At 45.1% G+C, this 19,523-nt stretch carries 26 protein-coding genes; 1 reads left to right on the top strand and 25 read right to left on the bottom strand.

What is annotated here, in order from left to right; genetic code table 11:
• Positions 1–47: 47 nt before the first annotated feature.
• The 25 genes from QF06_RS05365 to QF06_RS05255 all read right to left on the bottom strand — a co-directional run bounded on the left by QF06_RS05365 (position 48) and on the right by QF06_RS05255 (position 18,960).
• Positions 48–314, bottom strand: a complete 267-nt coding sequence (locus QF06_RS05365) for a DUF2577 family protein (protein WP_015252273.1) — start codon at positions 312–314, stop codon at positions 48–50.
• Positions 314–1,291, bottom strand: coding sequence for a phage-like element PBSX protein XkdQ (locus tag QF06_RS05360; protein ID WP_003245730.1), 978 nt, complete (start codon positions 1,289–1,291; stop codon positions 314–316). Before QF06_RS05360 ends, QF06_RS05365 begins: the two co-directional genes overlap by 1 nt.
• A gap of 15 nt (positions 1,292–1,306) precedes the next feature.
• Positions 1,307–1,966: a LysM peptidoglycan-binding domain-containing protein gene (locus QF06_RS05355; RefSeq protein WP_003232674.1), complete on the bottom strand. Its 660-nt coding sequence runs from the start codon at positions 1,964–1,966 to the stop codon at positions 1,307–1,309.
• Positions 1,959–5,840: a transglycosylase SLT domain-containing protein gene (locus QF06_RS05350; protein WP_041850932.1), complete on the bottom strand. Its 3,882-nt coding sequence runs from the start codon at positions 5,838–5,840 to the stop codon at positions 1,959–1,961. The genes QF06_RS05355 and QF06_RS05350 overlap by 8 nt, the downstream gene beginning before the upstream one ends.
• 1 nt (position 5,841) lies before the next feature.
• Positions 5,842–5,991 (bottom strand): hypothetical protein, encoded by a 150-nt coding sequence (locus QF06_RS21010; protein ID WP_080332590.1) that lies wholly within the window; start codon positions 5,989–5,991, stop codon positions 5,842–5,844.
• A gap of 29 nt (positions 5,992–6,020) precedes the next feature.
• Entirely contained in the window at positions 6,021–6,467 is a 447-nt protein-coding gene (locus tag QF06_RS05345) for a phage tail assembly chaperone (protein ID WP_003232676.1), read from the bottom strand.
• A 92-nt stretch (positions 6,468–6,559) separates the two neighbouring features.
• The gene (locus QF06_RS05340) at positions 6,560–7,003 is read right to left on the bottom strand and encodes a phage tail tube protein (protein ID WP_003232677.1); all 444 of its coding nucleotides are present in this window, start codon (positions 7,001–7,003) and stop codon (positions 6,560–6,562) included.
• Position 7,004: 1 nt separating this feature from the next.
• Positions 7,005–8,405 (bottom strand): phage tail sheath family protein, encoded by a 1,401-nt coding sequence (locus QF06_RS05335; RefSeq protein WP_003245369.1) that lies wholly within the window; start codon positions 8,403–8,405, stop codon positions 7,005–7,007.
• The gene (locus QF06_RS05330) at positions 8,402–8,620 is read right to left on the bottom strand and encodes a YqzN/YkzM domain-containing protein (protein ID WP_003232679.1); all 219 of its coding nucleotides are present in this window, start codon (positions 8,618–8,620) and stop codon (positions 8,402–8,404) included. Before QF06_RS05330 ends, QF06_RS05335 begins: the two co-directional genes overlap by 4 nt.
• A gap of 3 nt (positions 8,621–8,623) precedes the next feature.
• Positions 8,624–9,064, bottom strand: a complete 441-nt coding sequence (locus QF06_RS05325; RefSeq protein ID WP_003232680.1) for a phage-like element PBSX protein XkdJ — start codon at positions 9,062–9,064, stop codon at positions 8,624–8,626.
• A 12-nt stretch (positions 9,065–9,076) separates the two neighbouring features.
• Positions 9,077–9,562: an HK97 gp10 family phage protein gene (locus QF06_RS05320; protein WP_041850934.1), complete on the bottom strand. Its 486-nt coding sequence runs from the start codon at positions 9,560–9,562 to the stop codon at positions 9,077–9,079.
• The gene (locus QF06_RS05315) at positions 9,559–9,915 is read right to left on the bottom strand and encodes a YqbH/XkdH family protein (protein WP_032725516.1); all 357 of its coding nucleotides are present in this window, start codon (positions 9,913–9,915) and stop codon (positions 9,559–9,561) included. The genes QF06_RS05320 and QF06_RS05315 overlap by 4 nt, the downstream gene beginning before the upstream one ends.
• Entirely contained in the window at positions 9,912–10,295 is a 384-nt protein-coding gene (gene yqbG / locus QF06_RS05310) for a protein YqbG (RefSeq protein WP_021479474.1), read from the bottom strand. The genes QF06_RS05315 and yqbG overlap by 4 nt, the downstream gene beginning before the upstream one ends.
• 21 nt (positions 10,296–10,316) lie before the next feature.
• Positions 10,317–11,252: a phage major capsid protein gene (locus QF06_RS05305; protein ID WP_003232690.1), complete on the bottom strand. Its 936-nt coding sequence runs from the start codon at positions 11,250–11,252 to the stop codon at positions 10,317–10,319.
• 25 nt (positions 11,253–11,277) lie between these two features.
• Positions 11,278–12,105 (bottom strand): XkdF-like putative serine protease domain-containing protein, encoded by an 828-nt coding sequence (locus tag QF06_RS05300; RefSeq protein WP_041850935.1) that lies wholly within the window; start codon positions 12,103–12,105, stop codon positions 11,278–11,280.
• A gap of 19 nt (positions 12,106–12,124) precedes the next feature.
• The gene (locus QF06_RS05295) at positions 12,125–13,612 is read right to left on the bottom strand and encodes a phage portal protein (RefSeq protein WP_032725514.1); all 1,488 of its coding nucleotides are present in this window, start codon (positions 13,610–13,612) and stop codon (positions 12,125–12,127) included.
• Positions 13,613–13,615: 3 nt separating this feature from the next.
• Entirely contained in the window at positions 13,616–14,917 is a 1,302-nt protein-coding gene (locus tag QF06_RS05290) for a PBSX family phage terminase large subunit (protein WP_041850936.1), read from the bottom strand.
• On the bottom strand, positions 14,914–15,711 hold the full coding sequence (gene xtmA, locus QF06_RS05285; protein WP_041850937.1) for a phage terminase small subunit: 798 nt from the start codon (positions 15,709–15,711) through the stop codon (positions 14,914–14,916). Before xtmA ends, QF06_RS05290 begins: the two co-directional genes overlap by 4 nt.
• A gap of 116 nt (positions 15,712–15,827) precedes the next feature.
• Positions 15,828–16,337 (bottom strand): sigma-70 family RNA polymerase sigma factor, encoded by a 510-nt coding sequence (locus QF06_RS05280; protein ID WP_041850938.1) that lies wholly within the window; start codon positions 16,335–16,337, stop codon positions 15,828–15,830.
• A 115-nt stretch (positions 16,338–16,452) separates the two neighbouring features.
• A complete protein-coding gene (xtrA, locus tag QF06_RS05275) occupies positions 16,453–16,659 on the bottom strand; it encodes a phage-like element PBSX protein XtrA (RefSeq protein ID WP_021479478.1) in 207 nt (68 codons plus the stop codon).
• Positions 16,656–17,006, bottom strand: coding sequence for a phage-like element PBSX protein XkdD (gene xkdD, locus QF06_RS05270; RefSeq protein WP_041850939.1), 351 nt, complete (start codon positions 17,004–17,006; stop codon positions 16,656–16,658). The genes xtrA and xkdD overlap by 4 nt, the downstream gene beginning before the upstream one ends.
• A gap of 84 nt (positions 17,007–17,090) precedes the next feature.
• A complete protein-coding gene (locus tag QF06_RS21005; protein WP_003245588.1) occupies positions 17,091–17,258 on the bottom strand; it encodes a hypothetical protein in 168 nt (55 codons plus the stop codon).
• Entirely contained in the window at positions 17,258–18,058 is an 801-nt protein-coding gene (locus QF06_RS05265; protein WP_015252287.1) for an ATP-binding protein, read from the bottom strand. The genes QF06_RS21005 and QF06_RS05265 overlap by 1 nt, the downstream gene beginning before the upstream one ends.
• Positions 17,958–18,794: a phage-like element PBSX protein XkdB gene (locus QF06_RS05260; protein WP_003245799.1), complete on the bottom strand. Its 837-nt coding sequence runs from the start codon at positions 18,792–18,794 to the stop codon at positions 17,958–17,960. Before QF06_RS05260 ends, QF06_RS05265 begins: the two co-directional genes overlap by 101 nt.
• Positions 18,781–18,960, bottom strand: coding sequence for a hypothetical protein (locus QF06_RS05255; protein ID WP_003232712.1), 180 nt, complete (start codon positions 18,958–18,960; stop codon positions 18,781–18,783). The genes QF06_RS05260 and QF06_RS05255 overlap by 14 nt, the downstream gene beginning before the upstream one ends.
• Positions 18,961–19,138: 178 nt before the next feature.
• On the opposite strand from QF06_RS05255, the gene xre reads away from it, so the two are divergent.
• Positions 19,139–19,480, top strand: coding sequence for an HTH-type transcriptional regulator Xre (gene xre, locus QF06_RS05250; protein WP_003232719.1), 342 nt, complete (start codon positions 19,139–19,141; stop codon positions 19,478–19,480).
• Positions 19,481–19,523: the final 43 nt, after the last annotated feature.

The following is a 19,523-nucleotide window of genomic DNA, read 5'->3' as shown; positions in this document are numbered from 1 at the left end:
TCCTTTTACATGCTAAATAAAAACCCCTTCGTACTGAAGCGGTTTGTCTATACCTTATCTAAAATAAAAAACGATTGCCCGCCAGTCAGAGCCGCGGTCATGAGGCGATCCCCCGGTTCGAGTGCATCGTCTCCTCCGGACTGCATTCGTTTTGGGATAATGATGGCGTCTTCCGGTATGATCAGTTTGCTGTTTTCTTTTAATTTGATTTCCACAGGAGAAACTGAAACGACTTCAGCCGGGAGCAGTTCTACCGGAGACTCAGCGTCAATTGCGCCGACTGCCAAATGTTTTATAGCCTCACTTAATCTCATCAGGATACTCCTTCCGGCATCGTATTCTTTTCGACAACATCGATCGTCATCGTATGTTTCGTTCCTTTAAATTCATGCCGGTCCGTATCTACCCAATAGGTTTTCTTGATACCGGCCTCCGGAATCGAAATATAGACGGGCAAGCCGCTCTGCACTTCCGGGATGCCCACTGCCTGAATATTTTTCAGTTCTTTTTTCACGCCCTTTTTTTCAGCAAGGCGTACATCTGCCCGCTGCTGAAGCTGTGCCTGGTTGATGTCATCCGTGACCGTTTCCGTATATTGAAGCACACCGTATTTATTTAAGCCTGAACTGTCCTTAGCAGAGGCTTTATATGTCTTATTGTCCTTTTGCCGGCGAAGCACCACCCGAGTAGCAGTGTCGTTTATAGAAGTGCTGTATTGGTAGCCTGTGATATTGACGCCCGTTTCAAGCACCCATACCTCTGACGGATCTGGCCAAGCGCGCAGACCGAGCTTTCCTTTTTCCGAATACAGCTGGTAATGTCGTCCTGTCTGGCTTTTCGTCTGTTTCAGCGCTTTTAATATGATGTCATACAATGTCGTATCATTTTTAATGACAAGACTTTTGATCGTATGGCCTGTGTTTGCGATCGAGGTTGTCGGTATCTGGAAGTCACTAGCAATCCTTCTGATGATCTGGTCGGCCCGCTGATTGGAAAACACGTACATATCCTGGTTTTTGACCAGGTACTGCAGCATGTCATAAGCGCTGAAGGCAAGCGTATGCTCGTCCGGGGTTCTTGCAAAAACAATGCCCCGAAACAGCTCTTTTCCCTTCCATTTAAACAAGACCGTATCTCCTTCTGAGACACTGTAATACGTCTGGTCGCCCTGTTTGGTGACGATGGTCGCTTCAATGGAGCGCGGCGCCTGATAACGGTGGCCTTCAAGCGATACGCTTTCAGCAACCAGCTCAAGCCACTCTGTGTCTTTAATGACGAACAGTTCTATCATCATACATCACCTGTTTCATTGCGGTATCTTTAATTTTTGGCCGGGAAAAATCCAGTGGCCCGGCTGCCTGATGTTCCGTTTGCTTCGTTTGATCATTGCTGTTTTATTGGCGTTCCAAATTTTGCGCCATTGAGTGCTGTTCCCGTAAAATCTGCCTGCAATGTCCCATAGCGTGTCTCCCTTTTTCACTGTGTACGTCTTCGGCGCAGCCTTCGACGGACGTTTTGCCTTTGTTTTTTTCTTCTGCTTGATTTTCCGCGGGGAAGCGGTTTTGTATTCTTTTAATTGAATATCAAAGGAACGATCACCTATATCCTGCTGGCCTTCGCTATAGGAAAAACCTTCAATACTGCATGTTAAATTCACTTTAGTTCCCGTAATCAAAAACTGAACCGGTTTTTTGGCCTTCATCCATTTTTCAATTTTTGTTATCGCATTTTCCGGCGACGGGAAGTTTTGATATTCTGCTATCGGACTGTATTTCTTCGGAAAAAAAGAAGAGAACGAAATTTCTTTCGCTCCCTGCTCGTCAATAAATGTAAGGTCACCGAACTTGGCTACTTTAACCGTCTCATTCTGAACTGTATTTGAAATACTCAGCTGGTCGGGAAGAACGGGGAGCCGCAGCTTGTCCTTCCCTTGTGAAATCCAAAATTCATATACGGATTTAGTCAAATGCAACGACTCCCTTCGTTCCAATATTGATATCCTTTTGCAGTTCATCTATAAGCGCCTGCTTGATCTTCGCCGCTAGGCTTTCGGCGTCTTGTCCATTATGGAAGTGCTGGTCACCGTTAAATTGAATATAAATCTCTTTTGATCCAGAAACCGCTGCAGTCGGCCGGCTAGCCGAGGTAACAGCTGAAACTTGTCCTGAAGAAAGCTCAGACTGCTGGGATTGAGACGGATCTGTCACTTCCATACCAAGAGCCTGTGCCGCTCTCTGAAGAAGGTAGCGACCGCGGATGCCCCGTTCCTCTGGGATGATCCATTCCCGCTTGTTTCCTTCACCGACACGGGCAATTTGTTCTTTCGTGATCAGCCCGCCGTTTGCATAACCGACATAAGGACCGCCACGTTTCAGGCTTTTAATGCCAGGTACATTATCAATTGAGCCGTATCTGCTTTTGATATAGCCGATCGCGGCAGCAGCGTTGTGAATCGGATTTCTAATGTTACCCATGCCCGGTGCTTTATGAGCATTAAATGTGGTCGGAACTGTCTGCATGAGTCCTTGTGATGGATTTCCCGCCTTCGCGTTGCTATCCCACAGGTTAATAGAGTTCGGGTTGCCCCCTGATTCATACTGTGCAATCGTCATTAATCCCGAGAGCCAGCTCAATGGTGTTTTTGTGGCCATCATTGCAGCCATAAGCCACTGCTTCACATTTCCACCTACTGCATCCATTCCGGAATAAGCAGCTGCCAGTGATCCAGCTTGCTTTTCAGCATATTTTTTCACATCGACAGAATCCAGTCCTTTTACAACACCGACAGAGGCAAAACGCCCCAAGCTCATCATGACTCGAGAAGGCGAATGGATATCTAATTCTTCACGGAAAGCCTGCTCCACTCTCTTGGCCATATCCTTTGCTGCTTGTTTTACTTCACTGGATTTAGAATTCATGCCTGTCACAAAGTTTTCGACCATGCCTGAACCCCAGCTGTTAGATGTGTCTTTTGAACGCAAGAACGGTTTGTCAACATGTGTACTCACATACTGTGCAGTCCCTGTTTGGGTTGAGTTTTGTCCTTGCGCAAAGCCTTTGACCGTTCCTGTGCCCCATGAAGACGATTTGTTCACAGTGGCTTGGTACGGCGTTTTAACTTTTGATTGCAAAAAGCCGTCCGTTCCGGTTGCAGTGCCGTTTTGGCCCTTGGCATACCCGCTTACCATTTGTTTACCGTAATTTGGTGAAGCAGAAATCATTTGTGTAAATGGCGTATTGATGTTTTTCTTTTTCCAGTCTTCCATTTTGACAGGTTGGTTACTTATTCCCTTGTCAAAGCCCTCTGAAAATTGCTGTCCGAGGTCTGAAGCTTGTCCGTTAAGGCTAGATGTGTTAATAGAAGGTGACATTGAAGCAGAATGGCTGCCAACAGTGTTTAGAGCTGTACCACCTGAAAGTGTAGAGGCTGATGCCATATCATCGACCACATGCATGCCCAATTTCGATGCGGCTTGCGCTAACAGCATTTTGCCGCGGCCGCGATTGTTGTCGACTGGAATGACAAATTCCTTACCCGCTTCACCGATCCAAGAAATAGTTGGTTTCGTAATAAAACCACCTGAGGCGTTTTTATCAGTTTTCATTCCAAAGTCTCTGTGAGCTTTCTCTCGTCCATTTTGAAAATGCTCTACCTTTTCTTGAACCCAAGACTTCACTCCGCCGCCCAATTTTTGAGCAGTTTTTACTACCTTCCCGCCTGTAGACTTTATTGCATCCCAAGAATCTCCTAATATATTTTTTCCCCACTCTTTTACTGAATCCCATTTTCCAGACCACCAGTCTTTATTAAATAGGCTGTCCTCAAGTGTAGATTTGAATTTTTTCCAAAGTGACTTTGTATTTTCCCATTTTTCCTTTGTCCAGCCTTTAACACCTTCCCACTTACCGGACCACCAATCTTTATTAAAGACTGTTTCTTTTACTTTCGACTTAATTGATTCCCAAACAGAAACGGCACCGTTCCATTTTTCTTGAGCCCAGCTCTTAACGCCTTCCCACTTACCGGACCACCAATCTTTATTAAAGACTGTTTCTTTTACTTTTGATTTAACAGAGTTCCATACAGAGGAAGCTTGATCCCATTTTTCCTGTGTCCAACCTTTTACCGATTCCCATTTTCCGCCCCACCAATCACTGTTGAAAAGCGTAGACTCTAATGTACCGTATGCATAACCAGCTTTTTCAGCCCACCAATTTGAGTCAAAAAAAGTAGTAGAAGCTGTATCTTTTATATTAGTCCACGTATCACTAAGGCCTCCGAGAGTATCACTCGTTGTTGTTTTAACACCTGTCCATTTTTCATTCCACCAATCACCATTAAATAATGTATTTGAAATGTTCTCTTTGATTTGAGAAGTATCAAACATCTTACCAATGTTCTTACCTGCTTCTTCGCCGCCGATTCCGCCTACTAATCCGCCGCCAATTCCGCCGATTGCCCCGCCGATTGCTGTACCTTCCGGACCAACGAAAGATCCAATCGTTGCACCAGCTTCCGCTCCGGCTGTTGCACCAGCTTCCGCTCCGGCAATACGTCCTCCAATTGAACCAACCTTTTCGCCAGCATTATCTTTATTGATTCCAGCTAAATCAAATACTGCTAAAGCAGATCCTACGTATGGAACAGCCTTTCCCATTCCTCTGAACGCTTTACCTAGTTTGGATGAATCTTTCCCTAGCGATTTTAACCCTCCAAGCCAGTTCTTTAACTTGGAACCCGAGGTCCTAGGTGCACTTTCAGCAGGTGTGCCGCTTTGGCGTCTTCTTATCACCTCTCCAGGAACCTTGAGTGTTCTGTTTGGAGCCTTTGTGGGACTTTTCTTTTTTCTATAGGTTTTTTTATTTTTAGTGCTCGGATTGAGGCCGCCGCCTTCACAGCAGTCACAGCAACAATTTCCTCCTGTATTACGGTTAAGGACTTTTTTATCTGTGTCAGAATTTTCACCAGAATCGTCCTTTTTTTGTGGTCCTAGAATTTTATCAATGATCTTATCAAACACATCATTTTTCAGCTTTTCTATCAATCTCTCTTTGAAACGATCCAAAAAAGCTTTGCCTATTTCATTGAGTGTATCTTTAATCCAAGGCCAAGCTGATTTTGTCCACCAATCCTTCAGCCAACCTTTTATTTTTCCGACCCATCCAGGTTTTTGATCTGAGCTTTTATCAGAGCCTTTATCTGAGGATTTGTCTGATTCTTTCTTAGAAGTTTCTTTGTTAATCGGGCTTTCTTTTTTATTGATTTTGTCTGATATTTTTGTCTTAACAACCACTTTTACATAATAGGTTTTTTCAAATTTCCTTAAAAGTGCTGTTAATCGATTAACTGTTTTGGTGATTTCATCGATGACCTTTAGTTTTACTGTGTATCCGTTTTTCAAATTTTTCTTAATATAACCGATAATCCTTTTAACTGTAGAAGTAACCTTGTCATCTGGAATCAAAAGGAATGATAGCTTTTGATTAGATAGCATCTTCTTTATTTTTTTATACGCAGCTGCTGTCCGGTCTACCAAAGAGACAGTCAGCTTCGTTTCTTTCGGCAGCCGTTTAAGTTTTCTTTCAATTGCATCAAGCTTTGAAGTGACTTGGTCATCAAGTACAACTTTAATTTCAAGCGATTTCGCGAATTTCAAAATGATATAGTCGTTTATTTTTCTCAGCCGGTAAAATGCCTGATCTTCCGCTCTGATACTGATTTTGATTTGCCGATTAATGGTTTTGACTTTTTTTTCGACCTCTTGGAATCCTTTATGTATCCGTTTTAGTTTTTTAGATACCTTGTCTTCGAGATCAAAACGGGCTGTTAATTTTGCGATATTAGTTCCCTCCTCCCCTTGATTCTTTTTCTAATAGATCTAGCTTATAACCTATCAACCCAAATAAAAGAGCTTTAAAATGTTTTGGTGCTTCATATAATTCAAGAAGTTGGGATGGCGAGTAATGAAGCTCATGCATTGCATAGTACAAATACACAGCTTCCTTATCGCCATCCTTTACTAGTTTTTTGCTTCTTCTTCTAGATCTTCAAGATCATCTTCAAAACCATTGATTTCAATTGCTTTATTCAGCCAGTTCGCATACTCTCCCCCAACAGATAATACACGTTTGGCAACTTCTACCGGATCCGCAGTTTTGTATGCTTCCCTTAAATCTTTTGAACGAAAATCAGGATAAATAGTAGATTCGATGGCAATTCTCGCATAAAAGCGCTGGGAGTCTAAATCTTTGACGCGGCCGCGGCCTTTCACATTTTTAAATGTGGTGTTTTCTTTCTCTAATTCATCAATCCGTTCAGTAGTAATTGGTTTTAAAATAAACGGAATGACATTCCCTTTTTTATCAACAAAACGCTTTGAGATCGGCACTTTGATTTCCTCAGCTTCAATTGTTTTTCCCGGCATAAAAAAGGAAAGATCATATACGTTTTCGTTCTTCTCGCTCATGTAAAAAACTCCCTTGTCTATTGTTTGGTTTCATCTTGTAAAAAAACAGACCTTTCTGAGAAAGGTCTGTGTATGGGCTGATTCAGCTTTTATTAAAACGTGTCAGATAGCTTTTCAGGGACGTCGAAGTCTTCGAATGTAAATGGAACTTCTTCCTCTAACGCTTCTGAATCGACATCAAGGCTTGCGATTTTGGCAGAGTCAAAGTTGACGTCGTACAGCGTGACTCGCTCTGTGCCCCGGCCTGAGGATTGATCATCCAGCACAGCTTGAAGTGTGAAATAAGGGTCGCTGCCTTTTTTGACATAGTCCATCATCAATAGCACGAATTTTGATGTGACTTTGTAGAACGTTGCGGTCCCTGTTCCATTTGCCCCTGTTGTTTTATGGCCTGTCATGCGGCGGCCCATAATGTTGACTTCGGATTTGTTTTTCTCAACGTTTGCTTCAAATGTTTTGATGTGCGCCATTTCCTCACCATCGAGAAATAAGCGGCCTTCTTTTCCTGAGATTGTGTTTTGTGCTTTTAATGCCATATTAGTTTACCTCCACATTAAAGTAGAATTTTTCTGCTGCGTCGACAGGCTGTACAGCCAGGTCAATCAAGAAGCCGTCACGATCTTCATTCATTGAAATTGTGATATCTTCATCGGAATCAAAGCCAGTGATGCCGCCTGCGTCCTGAAGCGTTGTCATGTATTGTGTGATCATCGTTTTTACATACTGCAGTCCGTCTTCAGATGCCGGGATATCGCTTCCGCTGCCTTTTCTTGATTTAATTAAGGCTTTCAGCTCGCGTGTTAAATCATTATTCACAGCATCCAGGACACGAACGATTTTGTTCTTCGCAAATTTCTTGTTTTTCTCAGCTGTGAACGTCACGAGTGAGTTAATGTCCTTTTCTACGCTGACGGATTTATCACGGGCGTCGAATGTGAATAAAAATTCACCTTTACCCAGACGTTCAACAATCGTATCGTGGTCAAGGCGGTGTAACACATCAACTGCGCCTTCGTACTCTACAAATGTAAGTGATTGGTTAAAGGTTGCTCCTGCACTCGCTCCAGCTACCCAAGCTGTTGCTTTGTCCGGTGTAACTTCCGTGCCATCTTCAAGCAGCACACCCTCGGTTACGTTGATGATGCCTTCATAATCACCGGCATAATTGGCTGTGACGCCTTGCACTTTTTGTCCTTGGCCGTCGCGCAGGCGTTTAATGAAAGCAGCAAACGTCGCCTTCAACTGGTCACCTTCTGCAACAGGCAGCGCAATCACATCAAAGCTCTCCGTTTCAGCCGCGGCTAAGAAATCTGTATAGTCGGAGTTGACAGGGGCTTTATCCGTACCGCCGGATAAACGGATGCCCGCGGATGCATTCAGCGTCTCAGCTGCAGTGTCTCCTTCTGATCCAGTGAGAGGAATCGTTGAAGAAAGATCGCCTGTTCCGGTAAAAGTGACATAGCCGTTAGCTGTTAATTCTTCAGCCTTTTTGACAGTCTGTTTATCAACCTCTGATTCGTCCATATATGTTGTCACATCGAAAGAATTAGCATCCAGCACATTTTGATTGATGCGGATGATAATGTCATTTCCTTTTGTTCCGCCATATACTGCAGTTGCTTTGACGCCTTCAGCAATATCAGCAGACGCTCGGACACCTTCGGTTAGACGGTACATCAATACCGTTTTCGCATTTTTCTTCGCTTCACGCAGCAGCAATAAAGACGGGTCATCAATGCTGAGGCCCACTTTTTTGTTTAGGTCTTCAACGCTGGAAATGGAGACGAACGTTTTCGCTTCGCCCCAGCTTGAGGCGACCGGAAGTGCGACTGTTCCCCGTTCACTGAGTGATACCCGCTCCTGTGCCGTCGTTTTAAAGTTAAAATAAATGCCTGCACGTTCTTTTTCTTTGCCTGTTGTAAATGTTCCGCCATTCATGATGACATGACCTCCTTGGTTAGAAATGTTTGAATCAATTGGTTGGCTTCTGATTTCGTCATACGTGGTTGATCCACGCCAAATAAAGCCCCCTGAAGAATATCCGGCTTAACGCCGAACAGTTCCTTCGCGTGCTTAATCAAATCCGCTGTATCAAATAGAGCTTCCCGGCTCTTTGTATGTACAGCCTTCTTCTGTTGTTTGTCCTTTGACACCGTTTATTTCACCCCGCTGTTCATGTCGATATCCTGTAAGACAGGCTGTTCTGTTTTGTGATAATAATATCGGCTGCTCCACCTGATCACCATGGCCGCCTCGCCCCTGTCCCCTACCCTTGTCTCGATTTGGGAGATGCGAACCATATCCCCCGTCTTCTCGCCGGATTCACTCAGCAGCGGAATCATATTTCTCGCTTCTCTGATGGCATCCGCGAGCCTGTCCGCTTCATCCAGCGCCTGAACGGAGTCCAGATGAAACAGTTTTACATTGAGACTGTAGGTTTTTTTAAATGTGGAGACCGTATCTGTTTCCTCGAAAACAGATGGTGGCGGGACGTATAACGACGGCACCTGAAAGTGATCAGGAAGCTCGCGTTCATAAATGGGAACAGACCACCGGCTGTACAAAAACGCCATGATCGATCCTGTTTCACTGTTCATCCTGCTCCTCCTTTACAGCTTCTTCAGCCACTGGCGCAGTTTGCTTTCCAGCGATTTTTCAAACAGCTGTTCATATAAAAGCAGTGCATGATCCCAGTAGCCCGTGCCCGGTATCCATTTTCTCTTGAGCGCCATTCCCGTTGAAGCGGCTGGATCATAAATAAACCGTGAGCCTTGAAAACGCCCCGGCACCCATCTCACATCTTGTTTTGACGTCCAATGGCCGTCATTAAGAAATGAGGCGTAATCAAGCTGTGTCCCCACCTCAAGCGAAAGCCCGCCGCTTTGCACAATCCAGAGATTGTCCTCTGCGCCTTTCTCAAAGGAACTGAGCAGTTTTTCTGTATCAATCGTTTGTGTGCTGATGAGTTCAGATTGGACGATCTCCAGAAAATCTTGCCCGCACTCCTCAAGCCACCGGGACGCCTGTATGGAAAAACCGCCTGAAGCCGCTTCTTTTAATGCCGTGTTCAGCTGTTTCAATCCCGCTATTTTCATAGGCTTTCATCCCTGACTGCGACGACCTCCCAATGATGATGTCTGATCCTTTTCGGCAGCTTTAGTATATATTTATGATTCTCCCAAATGATTTTATCGTTCACGCGGATATCCGCTGACAACGGAAAATGGACGAGAAAGCTGTGATATACAGTTTGATCCGGCTCCTCCTGAACCAGCTGCTGTGTTTTTTCGGTAAAATAACAAGGGACATCTTGTTCATCGGGTGTATCGGGATATGAAATCACCGGCTGCAGCCTGTCTGCCGGAATCCCAAATCGGCCTGCAGACGGCGCTTGGGCTGCTTCATGATAAATGTCGCAACGGTGAATGAGCATCTGCTTGTAGCTCATAAAGATCTCACCTTCAGTCTGGAGGATTCAGGGACGTAGCCCGGCTTGATAAACTCTTCGAGCAAATGATACACCTCAGGCCGCTGAATCCCGCCTTCTCCGGAAACCGTGTAGGAATAATCCCCCATTTTCTCAGACTGATAGCTTGATGAGGCAGATTCATCGCTGTTGACAAGCGCAAAATACTGGGCAAGCTTTACTAAAGCGAGCTTCACCTTACCGGGCAGCGGATCATACAAGCTGTCTTCAAAGCGGTGGCCCGTGATGAGAGCCGCTTCTGCTTCCGCCTCGATGATATCCTGCGCCAGCAGCTCTTCCGGCCTGTTTTTCACCCGATCATAGACCGAATAGGAGGCTACGTCAGTCGGTTCAATGAGCATGAGCTGACCACCTCGTTTCTATTATTCTTTTACGTTAATTAATTTCGCGCAGGCATCCTCTTCCTCGAACTTGCTGTCCAGCTTGGCCGTTAAGACAATAATGAATTTACGGGAGCGGATGTCTTTGTCGACTTCAATTCGGATATTGCGGGAGAAGCCGAGAATGATATTTTTCGGATGTGTGAGAATGATATCAGAAGCGTCATATTGCGCGTCTCCCTCACCGACTGTGTACGGCTGAATATTGGATACTCCTTTGACCGGTACGCCGAATGCTGTTGACAAGCCGCCCTGAACAGCCTGGTCCCCAAGGTTTGTCTGGCGGTCTGCCACGCGGTCCTTCCATTCAACTTCTAAGCCGTGAGACGTATAGAATCTGAATTCCTGAGGGATGCGCAAATATTTTGGCGGAACTGCCTTTAAGCCTTTCTTGAATGTCGCTCTGGACAGTTCTTCACCGTTCATGTCAACGATATGGGAAACCGCCTGTTTACGGATGCCGTCCAGCTGTGCCAGATACGGATCAGCTGATGCTGTATCACCGTTAACGATCAGCTCTTCAATATCAACTGCTGCGCGCTCTGCTAAAATTTGCATGATTGTCTGCTGCAGGCCGTCTTTTTCAATATTGTTTTCAAGTGTGTCATACGTAATGTTAATTTCCGCAATGACTTCCTTCGTGTTCAGCTGAACAGTGCTTGTCGTTGGAACTGTCAGCTCGTCGTTTGACAGTGCTTTTCCTTCTTGCGCAGCCCGCAGAATACGCTGGCCGAAGCCGATTTTCTCAAATTTTTGCGAGTCATTTTCCATTTGAATCACGCGGGATTCACTGAAAATGGTCGGCGTGTTTTGCACCATGCGGATAAAAGCCGATGCTTGCGCAGGGTTCATAAGCCCGCCGCTTTTTAAAGCAGAAAGCGACATTTCCGCTTTCCGAATGATCTCTTGATTTCTCAATTGATTTCCTCCTCCTTGACTGGTTTTACAGCAGTCCGCTCCAGATTGATTTTTTGACTTGCTCTGTATTGCCGCCCGTATCGTCCGCTGTCTGCTTAGAGGCGCCTCGCGCTTTTTCCAAAACCTCGATGCGTTCGATCAGCGGGGCAAGCATGTCTTCAACGAGCTTTTTCAGACGCTCGTCATCACCCGTCTGCTCCGGCTTTTCCTCCGTGTCTGTGTTTTTTTCAATCCGCTCAAGCCGTTTGAGCAGAGGGTAAAGCGCATGCTCGAATGATTCTTTCATGTCTTCTTTTCTCATTTCTTCAGTCTCCTTCCCTGTTTTGTCAGCAAGCATTTGCTTGAATACACTAAAGAACCCTGCTTTTTCGACCGGTTCTTCTTCATACACATCTGCAGTGCCAGCCATGCTGTAGCCTGTGATAATTCCAGCCTTAATCTGTTCCCACACCTCGTCAGACGCTCTTGTCACGAGTACCCATGAGCCCTTTGTAATCCGCTTTGACCCGATCATAAAATCATCGGGCGCCACATAGGACTCGACCACGACGCCGGTTCCGCCCTCAAAGCTGTGATTGATATCAATCTCCCGTGCCTCCGCGAGAAAACCGTGCGCCGCTTTTTCAATTTCCTCGGCGGTCATAAAATCGCCGTGGGCATCAGGAACATCAGGCTCATACACGATTCCGTACACGAGCTTTTGTTCATCCTGCTCACTTTTTGTAAACAGCCGAACCTTTTTTTCAAATGACGGAGGTTCGGCTGACTTCGTAAAGAAAAATTCTGTCTGGTTAGCCGCCTTGTCCACATAACTGACAAAGCTGATTTTGGCATTTCTTAATTCTCGCGCCACCTGCTTGATTCACCTCCCTTCAGGACGTTTTGATATCTTCGATGCTTTCTTTCAACTCCTGCATGAGCGCAGTCAGGTTTGTCTTTTCCGCATCCTGTCCTGCAGGCCGTTTATAAATGTCCTCCGGCCACTCCTCCAGTGTTTTGCCAAGCACCCGTCCGGCAAGGTCGCGTAAATCATTCGGCGAGACTGCTCCTGCTGTAATAAAAGGACCGAGCACCTTCGCAATCTCAAGCGGATCACGAAAGTCTGGTCCTTTTAATGTCAGCCTGACGTCATGGATATTCAGCTCCGGCAAAAGCAGCGTATTCAGTTTATTCACGAGCGTTTTTCGCTCCGGCTGAAAAACCTGCTCCTCCGTAATTTTTCTAGCAGTATCAGCTGTCGCCCGGTTGTATTCCTGGGCCTCGCCTGTATACAGCGGCGGGAGACGGAACGCGGAACGCAGCTTATTTCTGCTTTTTTCATCGTATTCAAGAAACAGGGCGTCGTTTTGGAGAATTTCAGCCAAGGATTTGATTTCCACGGAAACCGGCGTAATATCCTCGCCTCCGTGGAGATCCTTTTCTTTTGCGATTCCTTCCGCTTCGATCAGGAGAAATTTATGGGCGTTTTCCACGCCTTCAAGATCATTCATGTATTCCTGCAGCTCCCGGTAAGAAGCTTCAGACAGCATCCCGTTTTCCACTGTAATCGCAGCGGGGACGTGACGTCCCTGCTTAAAATACATAAAATTGAGCTCTTCTGCTTTTCGGGCCCCGTATAAATTGACAATATTGCCGATCCAGCGGGGTACACCGTATACGCCGCTTCCGATTTTGAGGTGAATGGCTTCATTTGCTTGATACTTCTCTGCCAATGTGTTTACATATTCACCTGTGCGAATATCCATTTTTCGCGGATCGCCGTATTCTTTAAAAAATACTTTCTTTCCATTGATCATCTGCACATATTTTCGGAAGCGTTTTTGCCTTTTGATCCTTTTCATTTTCCCGTTTTCTTCATATACGAATGAAACCTCTACAGGCTCGCCTGCTCCGCATACACGCATATATTTCACATCTAAATATTCGATGCCGGCAGGTTTTCCCGCCCCGTCGCGAAGCACTTCCATAAATCCGTTGCCTGTTTTTTCTCTGTCTTCGATGGCATAGCCTAAAATCATTTCAGCTGATTCATCAAAGTGAAGACATTTATAAAAGGCTTCGAGTCTGGCCCAGTCTTTTTCCGCTCTTTTCTTTTTTGCCTGATCGACATCACTTGCGTTGACATCAAATGTGTACTCAACATCGAATCCAAAGCCTGTAATATTCACTCTGTACGCATCAATGCATTGCTGAAGAATAGTCGAGTATTCGGCAATGGTTTTGAGCTCGATGATATTGTAGGGCGGAGCGATAATGTCCTCTCCGTACAGCTCAGAAAAGTCATCTTCATAGATTTGCTTTGTTTGTGGAGCCGCGGCATTGGCTTTAAATACAGTTGCTCTGACTGTTTGATTGTGCATGATTTATGACCTCCTCCTTTCTCTGTTCGGCCGGATTCGTTTGTGTGCTGTCTCTTTCATATCAGCAACCTCATAATCATCAAGCGCATACCAAATGGCAGAAAGCGTATGCGGGTCAATCGTGAATTCATCCTCAATCAGAGCTCCGTTTTTATCTTTGGCATACGTAAGTGTCTTGAGCTCATAGATGACATTTTCACAGCGATCCGAACAGAAGATTTTTTTGAACCGTTTTACCTTTTTGGTATATTGAAGCCTGGAGCCGGGAAACTTTCTGGCTCCAACCATTCGAAAGCCCTGCTGGCGGAAATATTGAATGCTTTTCGGCTCAGCCGAGTCGGCTTTGATCAATTCCTGTGTCTCAATAAACTCACGCAGCTCCTCAGCCGTCCTGTCATCTGTCATTTTATTTTGATAATACTCCCAATAAATGTAGAGGTATTTTTTTTCAGGATCTACAGCAAGCCGGACGACGGCATTATAGGATTCCTCGAATCCAAAATCCATGCCTGTACGAAAGATTGGCTTGCTGATGGCTGCGATACATTTTTTTACTTGATCATGCGGGAGTACCTCGAACTGCGGCAGCACCCTGATCCCGTTGACGCCGAATCTTCCTTTGCGGGCAATCCGGTACAGGTCGGGATCATATTCTTTGAGCCCGTCAAGCTGTTTCACATAGCTTTCTGGGAGAAAAAGATTGTCGTTAGCGGTGGAATGATGGTAATACGTATCTCCCTTCACAATTGTCCGCTTTTCGTAAAGTTCGCTGTCATCCAGCACAAACCGTTTATTGCGTTCGTCCCGAAAAAAATGCCTGTACGTCCAATTGGAGGTGCCGACGGGATTGGTGGTACAGATCATATGAAGCTTCAGCTCAGGATGGCGAAGACGTCCGATTAATTCCTTGAACCCCTCATACTTCACCTCTGAGCACTCTTCAATCCATATTAATGAAATATTATGAACCGATTTTAATTTTGCCGGATTGTCCATTCCTTTGAACATGATCCGGCTGCCATTGTGAAATCGCAGCTGCAGCGGGGAAGAAAGAGATGCCACAGCCTTTGTGAGACCGAGCTCTTCGATCACCTCTTGAAACAAGGCGAAGGTCGAATCCCGATGGGTATCGAACACCTCCCGGATCACAAGGGCCGTCCGTTTTTCCTTCAGCAGCTTTAGCACGATTTTCAATGCGGTATGATAGCTTTTGGATGAGCCGTAGCCGCCGACGAGAAATTGGTACGTCTGCTCCCAATTGAACACGTAATCTTCGAAATGAGGGTTGATTTCTTTTACAATCATGACTTGCCCTCTTTTCGTTTGATCATAATTTCAATCGGCTCTTGGCTGTCATCTGTTTTCTCCGCTTTTTGTTTGGCAAGCTTCAACTTCTCATTTTCAATTTTTTGTTTAAATTGATCTGGAAACAAATCAAAATATAAGGATAGCTTCTCAAGCGCCTTCATTTTATCTGCAAGCTTGATGGCAATGCCTTCTTTGCCAAGCTTTGCTTCCGTTACAATGGTGCCGTCAACGAGCCCCGAGTCTTTGACATCGACAAAGCTGATTTCCTTCATAATCGGGTTATCATCTTCATCAAACAGCGGACCCGATTTCCCGACAGCCTGGACCTCTTTTTTTCCAAAGGTCACATAGTCCGTAATATCCGCAAACGCGATCTTGATATAAACCTGCAGCACATCCATCGCTTCAATAAACATCTCATTGACCATTTCTTTTTTTATGCGTCTGATTTCAGCAGCAACCTTTTCGTTTTTTAAGAGCCGGCTGCCCGTCACATGAGCGCTGTCAGGAGAATAGCCCGCTTTGATTGCTGACTGTGTGGCATTGAAGCTTTTGACGTAATACAGGCAAAACAGCCGCTGGCGTTCATTTAATTCATCGTTGTCTATAGGGCGCTGTTTTTGTTCGTTTTTGGACGCAGAAAACAGGGCCTCTTTCCATTTGTCTTGTTTTTTCCAGATGCCGATTGTTTTCGCGGAAACACCGATTGTGTCCGCAATCGCCCGATTTGTGATCTTTCCTTGATGTTGTTGATAGATTGCTAATGCTTGTTCGCGAAGTTGTGTTTTCATGCTACGGCATCACCGCCACCTCCAGCATGGTTGTTTATTCATAAAAGCGGCTGATCAGCCAGCCGCTTATGTGTCATGCTCTATTCACTTATAGGTGGCAAACGTATGACAAGCTTTCAGGCAAGTGATCGATTCATGTCTTCCTGCTGTCTTTGCATCTTTACGATTGCCCGTTTGATCGTCGTTTGCACTGTCGATTTTTTCACGCCGAGAAGATCGGCGATCCGTTCATAAGAAAAACATTCTACCTTATGCAGCAAAAACATTTCCTTTTCTCTGTCCGTTAACAGAGCTAATGCTTCTCGAATTCTCTCTCTGTCTTCTTCTGATACCTGTCCGTCCGGCTCAAACATCATAGCGCTGGAAAATGATTCGATGATTCTCGGGTCCTTGATCATCAGCCGCTGGTAGGCATCACGCCGGTCAATCGCCCGTCTGATGCCGGGCTGCCTTCCTTTTTCAAGCCATTCTGTTACATATTCAAGATCAGTAATCATATTTCTGATGATTTTTTTATCCTTCAGCTCTTCAGCTGAGAGCACGGATTCATCTGCCTCAGCGAGCGGTTTATATTGTATTCTTGTTTGTTTGAGCGTGCGTTTATATTCAAATAGTAAGTCTTGCATTCTATGATCCTCCTTATTTTTGGCAAATAAAAAACGGACACCAATCAACGCACAAATGCTGTGCAGTTGATCAGTGTCCGCAGGCTTTCCGTCTTGGACGTATTCTGTTTTCGCTTTAATTTAATTTGTAGCCGATTTCAAATTCCACACGGGCAAGGTCGCCCTTTCTTGTTTCGACGAGCGTTTTTCCATGCTCGGGCGCTTCTGTGATCCATGCTTCTTGCTTGATGCCATCCACAATAATGACACGGATTTTCCCGTCCTCCAGCTGGCTCTTAAGCGTGACGGAATCAATATGCTGCAGTTTTTTAGGATGAATCATGTTTCTTTTCCTCCCCTTTTCGGTGCAGCGCTTGCTTCAGCTTTTTCTAATAGCTGAATGATGCGCTCCTTTGAATGAACAGAATTCCCTTTCAGAAAATCAAGCGCTGCTTTAGACGCTTCCAGCAATTCAGGCGCAGCGGCCATCAAAGCGGCATTGCTTTTTTGCGAATAAGAGCTAAGGTCAAATACAGCGGCAATCAGCCGTCCGTTTGAATATGGGAATCTTTCTTTTTCTTCTTCACTGTAAGCTGAATAAATATAGATCGGTTTCGTATCCCCGCACGGGACAGCACGCCACGGCGCAGGGCTTTTCTCTGCCTGTTTTGTCTTTGCCAACACTTTCACTTCCCGTCGTCCTTATACCATTGTTCAATGTTTTTTTCTGTTCGCTTTGCCCGAAACAGCAAAGTGATTAGAGCAGTCAGCTGTTTAATCATAGATATTCAGCCTCGCTTTTCCCGCTGTCAGCATTTGCTCCAGCTTTTGAATGACAGGCGTTAAGTCAGTGCCGGATCGGCAGTTCGGACATGGATGAAAAACGACTCCAATACCGGTATGTTCCACAATGACTTTCTTTGTTTGACAAAGCTTGCACATTATCTGACGCCCTCCAATCTATGGTTAAGCTCGTAGGCTGCTCCTTTGATAATCACTAAATAGTCACTGCACATCTCATAGATTCTCGTGCCGAGCGCTTCATCGACCCGTACAAGTGCTTCAATTGTCAGCTCGCTCGAAAGCAAAATCGGTTTATGATTTAAGTAGCGATAGTTGAGTACCGAATACATTTGCTCTAATTGCCAATCTGTAGCGCGGGGTTTGCCGTTAACCGGTTTAAACAGATCATCAATGAACAGCACATCCGCCTGCTTCATCCGGTTCAGCTTCGCTTCTAATAGGGCAAAATCATTTTTCAGATCAGTAAAGCCTTCCACGAACGGAAAATAAATGACAGGCACATAGCATGTTCTCATTAATTCGTTGGCAGCGGCAGTCAAAAGGTGTGTTTTCCCTGATCCGGGCTGTCCTAAAAGGGCAATGCTGTTTTTTCGGCAATCCTTGATTTGTTCATAATCGGCAACATACTCTTTTGTACACTCAAATGCGTCTTTTATGGCCTGCGGCTTTCCCTCCGTGCGGAATTCCTTGAAGCCGAGCTGTCTGAAAGCGTGGGTAATCTCACTTGCACCCAGCAGCCGCTTCACTTTCCGTTCTGCCATGCAGCTGCACATCGTCCAGACTTCCAGGCCATTCTGCCTGACGAGATAACCTCCCTGATCCTTGCAACGCAGGCAATCATACCTGCTTGCGTCTGATTCGGCCGGTTTGTCCGCCAGTAATGGACGTCTCCCTCTTCTCAGCTCGTCCAAAATCTGTTCGATTGTTCGTTTTGTCATGTTTTTTCATCCTCTCATGCTGAATTGCGGCATTCTTTTTGGCTTGCTGCGCGAAAAATCTGTCTTCAATGAATTTCGAGCAGTAGCGAAAAGCCTTGATTGTTTCAGAAGCGGCGGTCCGCCGGTTTTCAAAAGCCTGAAAGCATTCTTCAAGCCATTTGATTGTTTGCGTGACAGGAACGCCGATGGCAACAATGCGGGCGATGGCTTGATAATCTCTTGAGGAAGGATACACGGTGCGTCCTTCTTGAGCCGACCGTAATTGTGTAAACCGCTTCGCAATGTGATCCACTGCATCATCAGCAGCAGTATATTTGTTTGTTTTATCTATATCTGTACGGTCGTTTGTGTCCGGTGTCTGCGGCGAAAATGGCCGTTCTTTTAGACTCCCGTGTACAGTATTGTCCGATCTGAAGCTGAATTTTTTGGAATGCTTGACCGAAATCATCAGTCCGTATGGCGCACGGACGGCCTTTATGTAATCATGGTTTTCGAGAAGCTCCAGCCATCTTCTGACGGTTTTTTCACTTACGCCGAAGACTGCCGCCATTTCTCTCGCTTTTAACGGCTTATGGCCGAGTACGATGCCCCAGCTTACGCCGTCTTTTTCGATTTCTTTTGTTGTTGAGCTGATAAACCAGAGAAACAGCCATAGCGCCGGGCCAATTTTGTCATAATGTTCTGAATTCAATAACCCTGAATACGTCGGAAAAGGATAGCTTTTATCGTTTTTCATTGTACGCCGCTTCTCCCTTTAACATCATGTATGCTTGAAACTGCTCTTGCGTTTCAAAGTGGAACACCGGAAGGCCGCATGCCGTAAACGAAATGGTGCCGCCGGATTGTCCGAGATGGCGCTGATCTATGGGATTTTCACTAAAAACAATTTGGATTGGATACATGTGATCACTCTCCTGGTTTGTTTTCGATACATTTCGTATCAACTGTTACCAAGTATAAACGATACGAACTGTATCATCAAGTTATTTTTGATACTTTTTTTATCATAACTTTATTTTGATACATATTGTATCTATAATCATAAGTAACGTAGGGAGTTTAAAAAAGAGAGGTCATAGTATGATAGGCGGCAGATTGAAGAGTCTCAGAGGGAAAAGGACACAGGAAGAAATCGCATCACACATCGGTGTGTCACGGGCACGATATTCCCACTATGAAAATGGGCGAAGCGAACCTGATTACGACACACTCCAAAAGCTGGCTGATTACTTTCAAGTAACGACTGATTACTTATTAACGGGAAAAGACAAAAAATCCGATGACGATATGTTCTCAGATCCGGACCTGCAGCTTGCATACCGCGATATGCAGGATTTTTCCCCAGAAAGCAAACAGCAGGCCATCGAATTTATCAACTATTTAAAAGAAAAAGAGAAAAACCGCAAACCGAAAAATAAATAAATCGTTCTCTGTTCTCTAAAACATATAAAAAGTAGACCGATAT

It is taken from the genome of Bacillus sp. YP1 (assembly GCF_000877815.1).
GTDB classification, from domain to species: domain Bacteria; phylum Bacillota; class Bacilli; order Bacillales; family Bacillaceae; genus Bacillus; species Bacillus subtilis.
The sequence above is the reverse complement of the archived record's forward strand: the minus strand, read 5'-3'. Positions and strand labels throughout refer to the sequence as shown.

What these genes read in the sequence shown, in the direction of transcription:
- QF06_RS21005 (WP_003245588.1), bottom strand. Translation starts at nt 17,258, where the DNA reads ATGTGCAAGCTTTGTCAAACAAAGAAAGTCATTGTGGAACATACCGGT.
- xtmA (WP_041850937.1), bottom strand. Translation starts at nt 15,711, where the DNA reads ATGAAAACACAACTTCGCGAACAAGCATTAGCAATCTATCAACAACAT.
- QF06_RS05295 (WP_032725514.1), bottom strand. Translation starts at nt 13,612, where the DNA reads ATGCACAATCAAACAGTCAGAGCAACTGTATTTAAAGCCAATGCCGCG.
- QF06_RS05360 (WP_003245730.1), bottom strand. Translation starts at nt 1,291, where the DNA reads ATGATAGAACTGTTCGTCATTAAAGACACAGAGTGGCTTGAGCTGGTT.
- QF06_RS05290 (WP_041850936.1), bottom strand. Translation starts at nt 14,917, where the DNA reads ATGATTGTAAAAGAAATCAACCCTCATTTCGAAGATTACGTGTTCAAT.
- QF06_RS05340 (WP_003232677.1), bottom strand. Translation starts at nt 7,003, where the DNA reads ATGGCATTAAAAGCACAAAACACAATCTCAGGAAAAGAAGGCCGCTTA.
- QF06_RS05255 (WP_003232712.1), bottom strand. Translation starts at nt 18,960, where the DNA reads ATGTATCCAATCCAAATTGTTTTTAGTGAAAATCCCATAGATCAGCGC.
- xtrA (WP_021479478.1), bottom strand. Translation starts at nt 16,659, where the DNA reads ATGATTCATCCTAAAAAACTGCAGCATATTGATTCCGTCACGCTTAAG.
- QF06_RS05280 (WP_041850938.1), bottom strand. Translation starts at nt 16,337, where the DNA reads ATGCAAGACTTACTATTTGAATATAAACGCACGCTCAAACAAACAAGA.
- QF06_RS05320 (WP_041850934.1), bottom strand. Translation starts at nt 9,562, where the DNA reads ATGAAAATAGCGGGATTGAAACAGCTGAACACGGCATTAAAAGAAGCG.
- yqbG (WP_021479474.1), bottom strand. Translation starts at nt 10,295, where the DNA reads ATGCTCATTGAACCGACTGACGTAGCCTCCTATTCGGTCTATGATCGG.
- QF06_RS05345 (WP_003232676.1), bottom strand. Translation starts at nt 6,467, where the DNA reads ATGAGCGAGAAGAACGAAAACGTATATGATCTTTCCTTTTTTATGCCG.
- QF06_RS05315 (WP_032725516.1), bottom strand. Translation starts at nt 9,915, where the DNA reads ATGAGCTACAAGCAGATGCTCATTCACCGTTGCGACATTTATCATGAA.
- QF06_RS05325 (WP_003232680.1), bottom strand. Translation starts at nt 9,064, where the DNA reads ATGAACAGTGAAACAGGATCGATCATGGCGTTTTTGTACAGCCGGTGG.
- QF06_RS05260 (WP_003245799.1), bottom strand. Translation starts at nt 18,794, where the DNA reads ATGAAAAACGATAAAAGCTATCCTTTTCCGACGTATTCAGGGTTATTG.
- QF06_RS05335 (WP_003245369.1), bottom strand. Translation starts at nt 8,405, where the DNA reads ATGAATGGCGGAACATTTACAACAGGCAAAGAAAAAGAACGTGCAGGC.
- xre (WP_003232719.1), top strand. Translation starts at nt 19,139, where the DNA reads ATGATAGGCGGCAGATTGAAGAGTCTCAGAGGGAAAAGGACACAGGAA.
- QF06_RS05365 (WP_015252273.1), bottom strand. Translation starts at nt 314, where the DNA reads ATGAGATTAAGTGAGGCTATAAAACATTTGGCAGTCGGCGCAATTGAC.
- QF06_RS05265 (WP_015252287.1), bottom strand. Translation starts at nt 18,058, where the DNA reads ATGACAAAACGAACAATCGAACAGATTTTGGACGAGCTGAGAAGAGGG.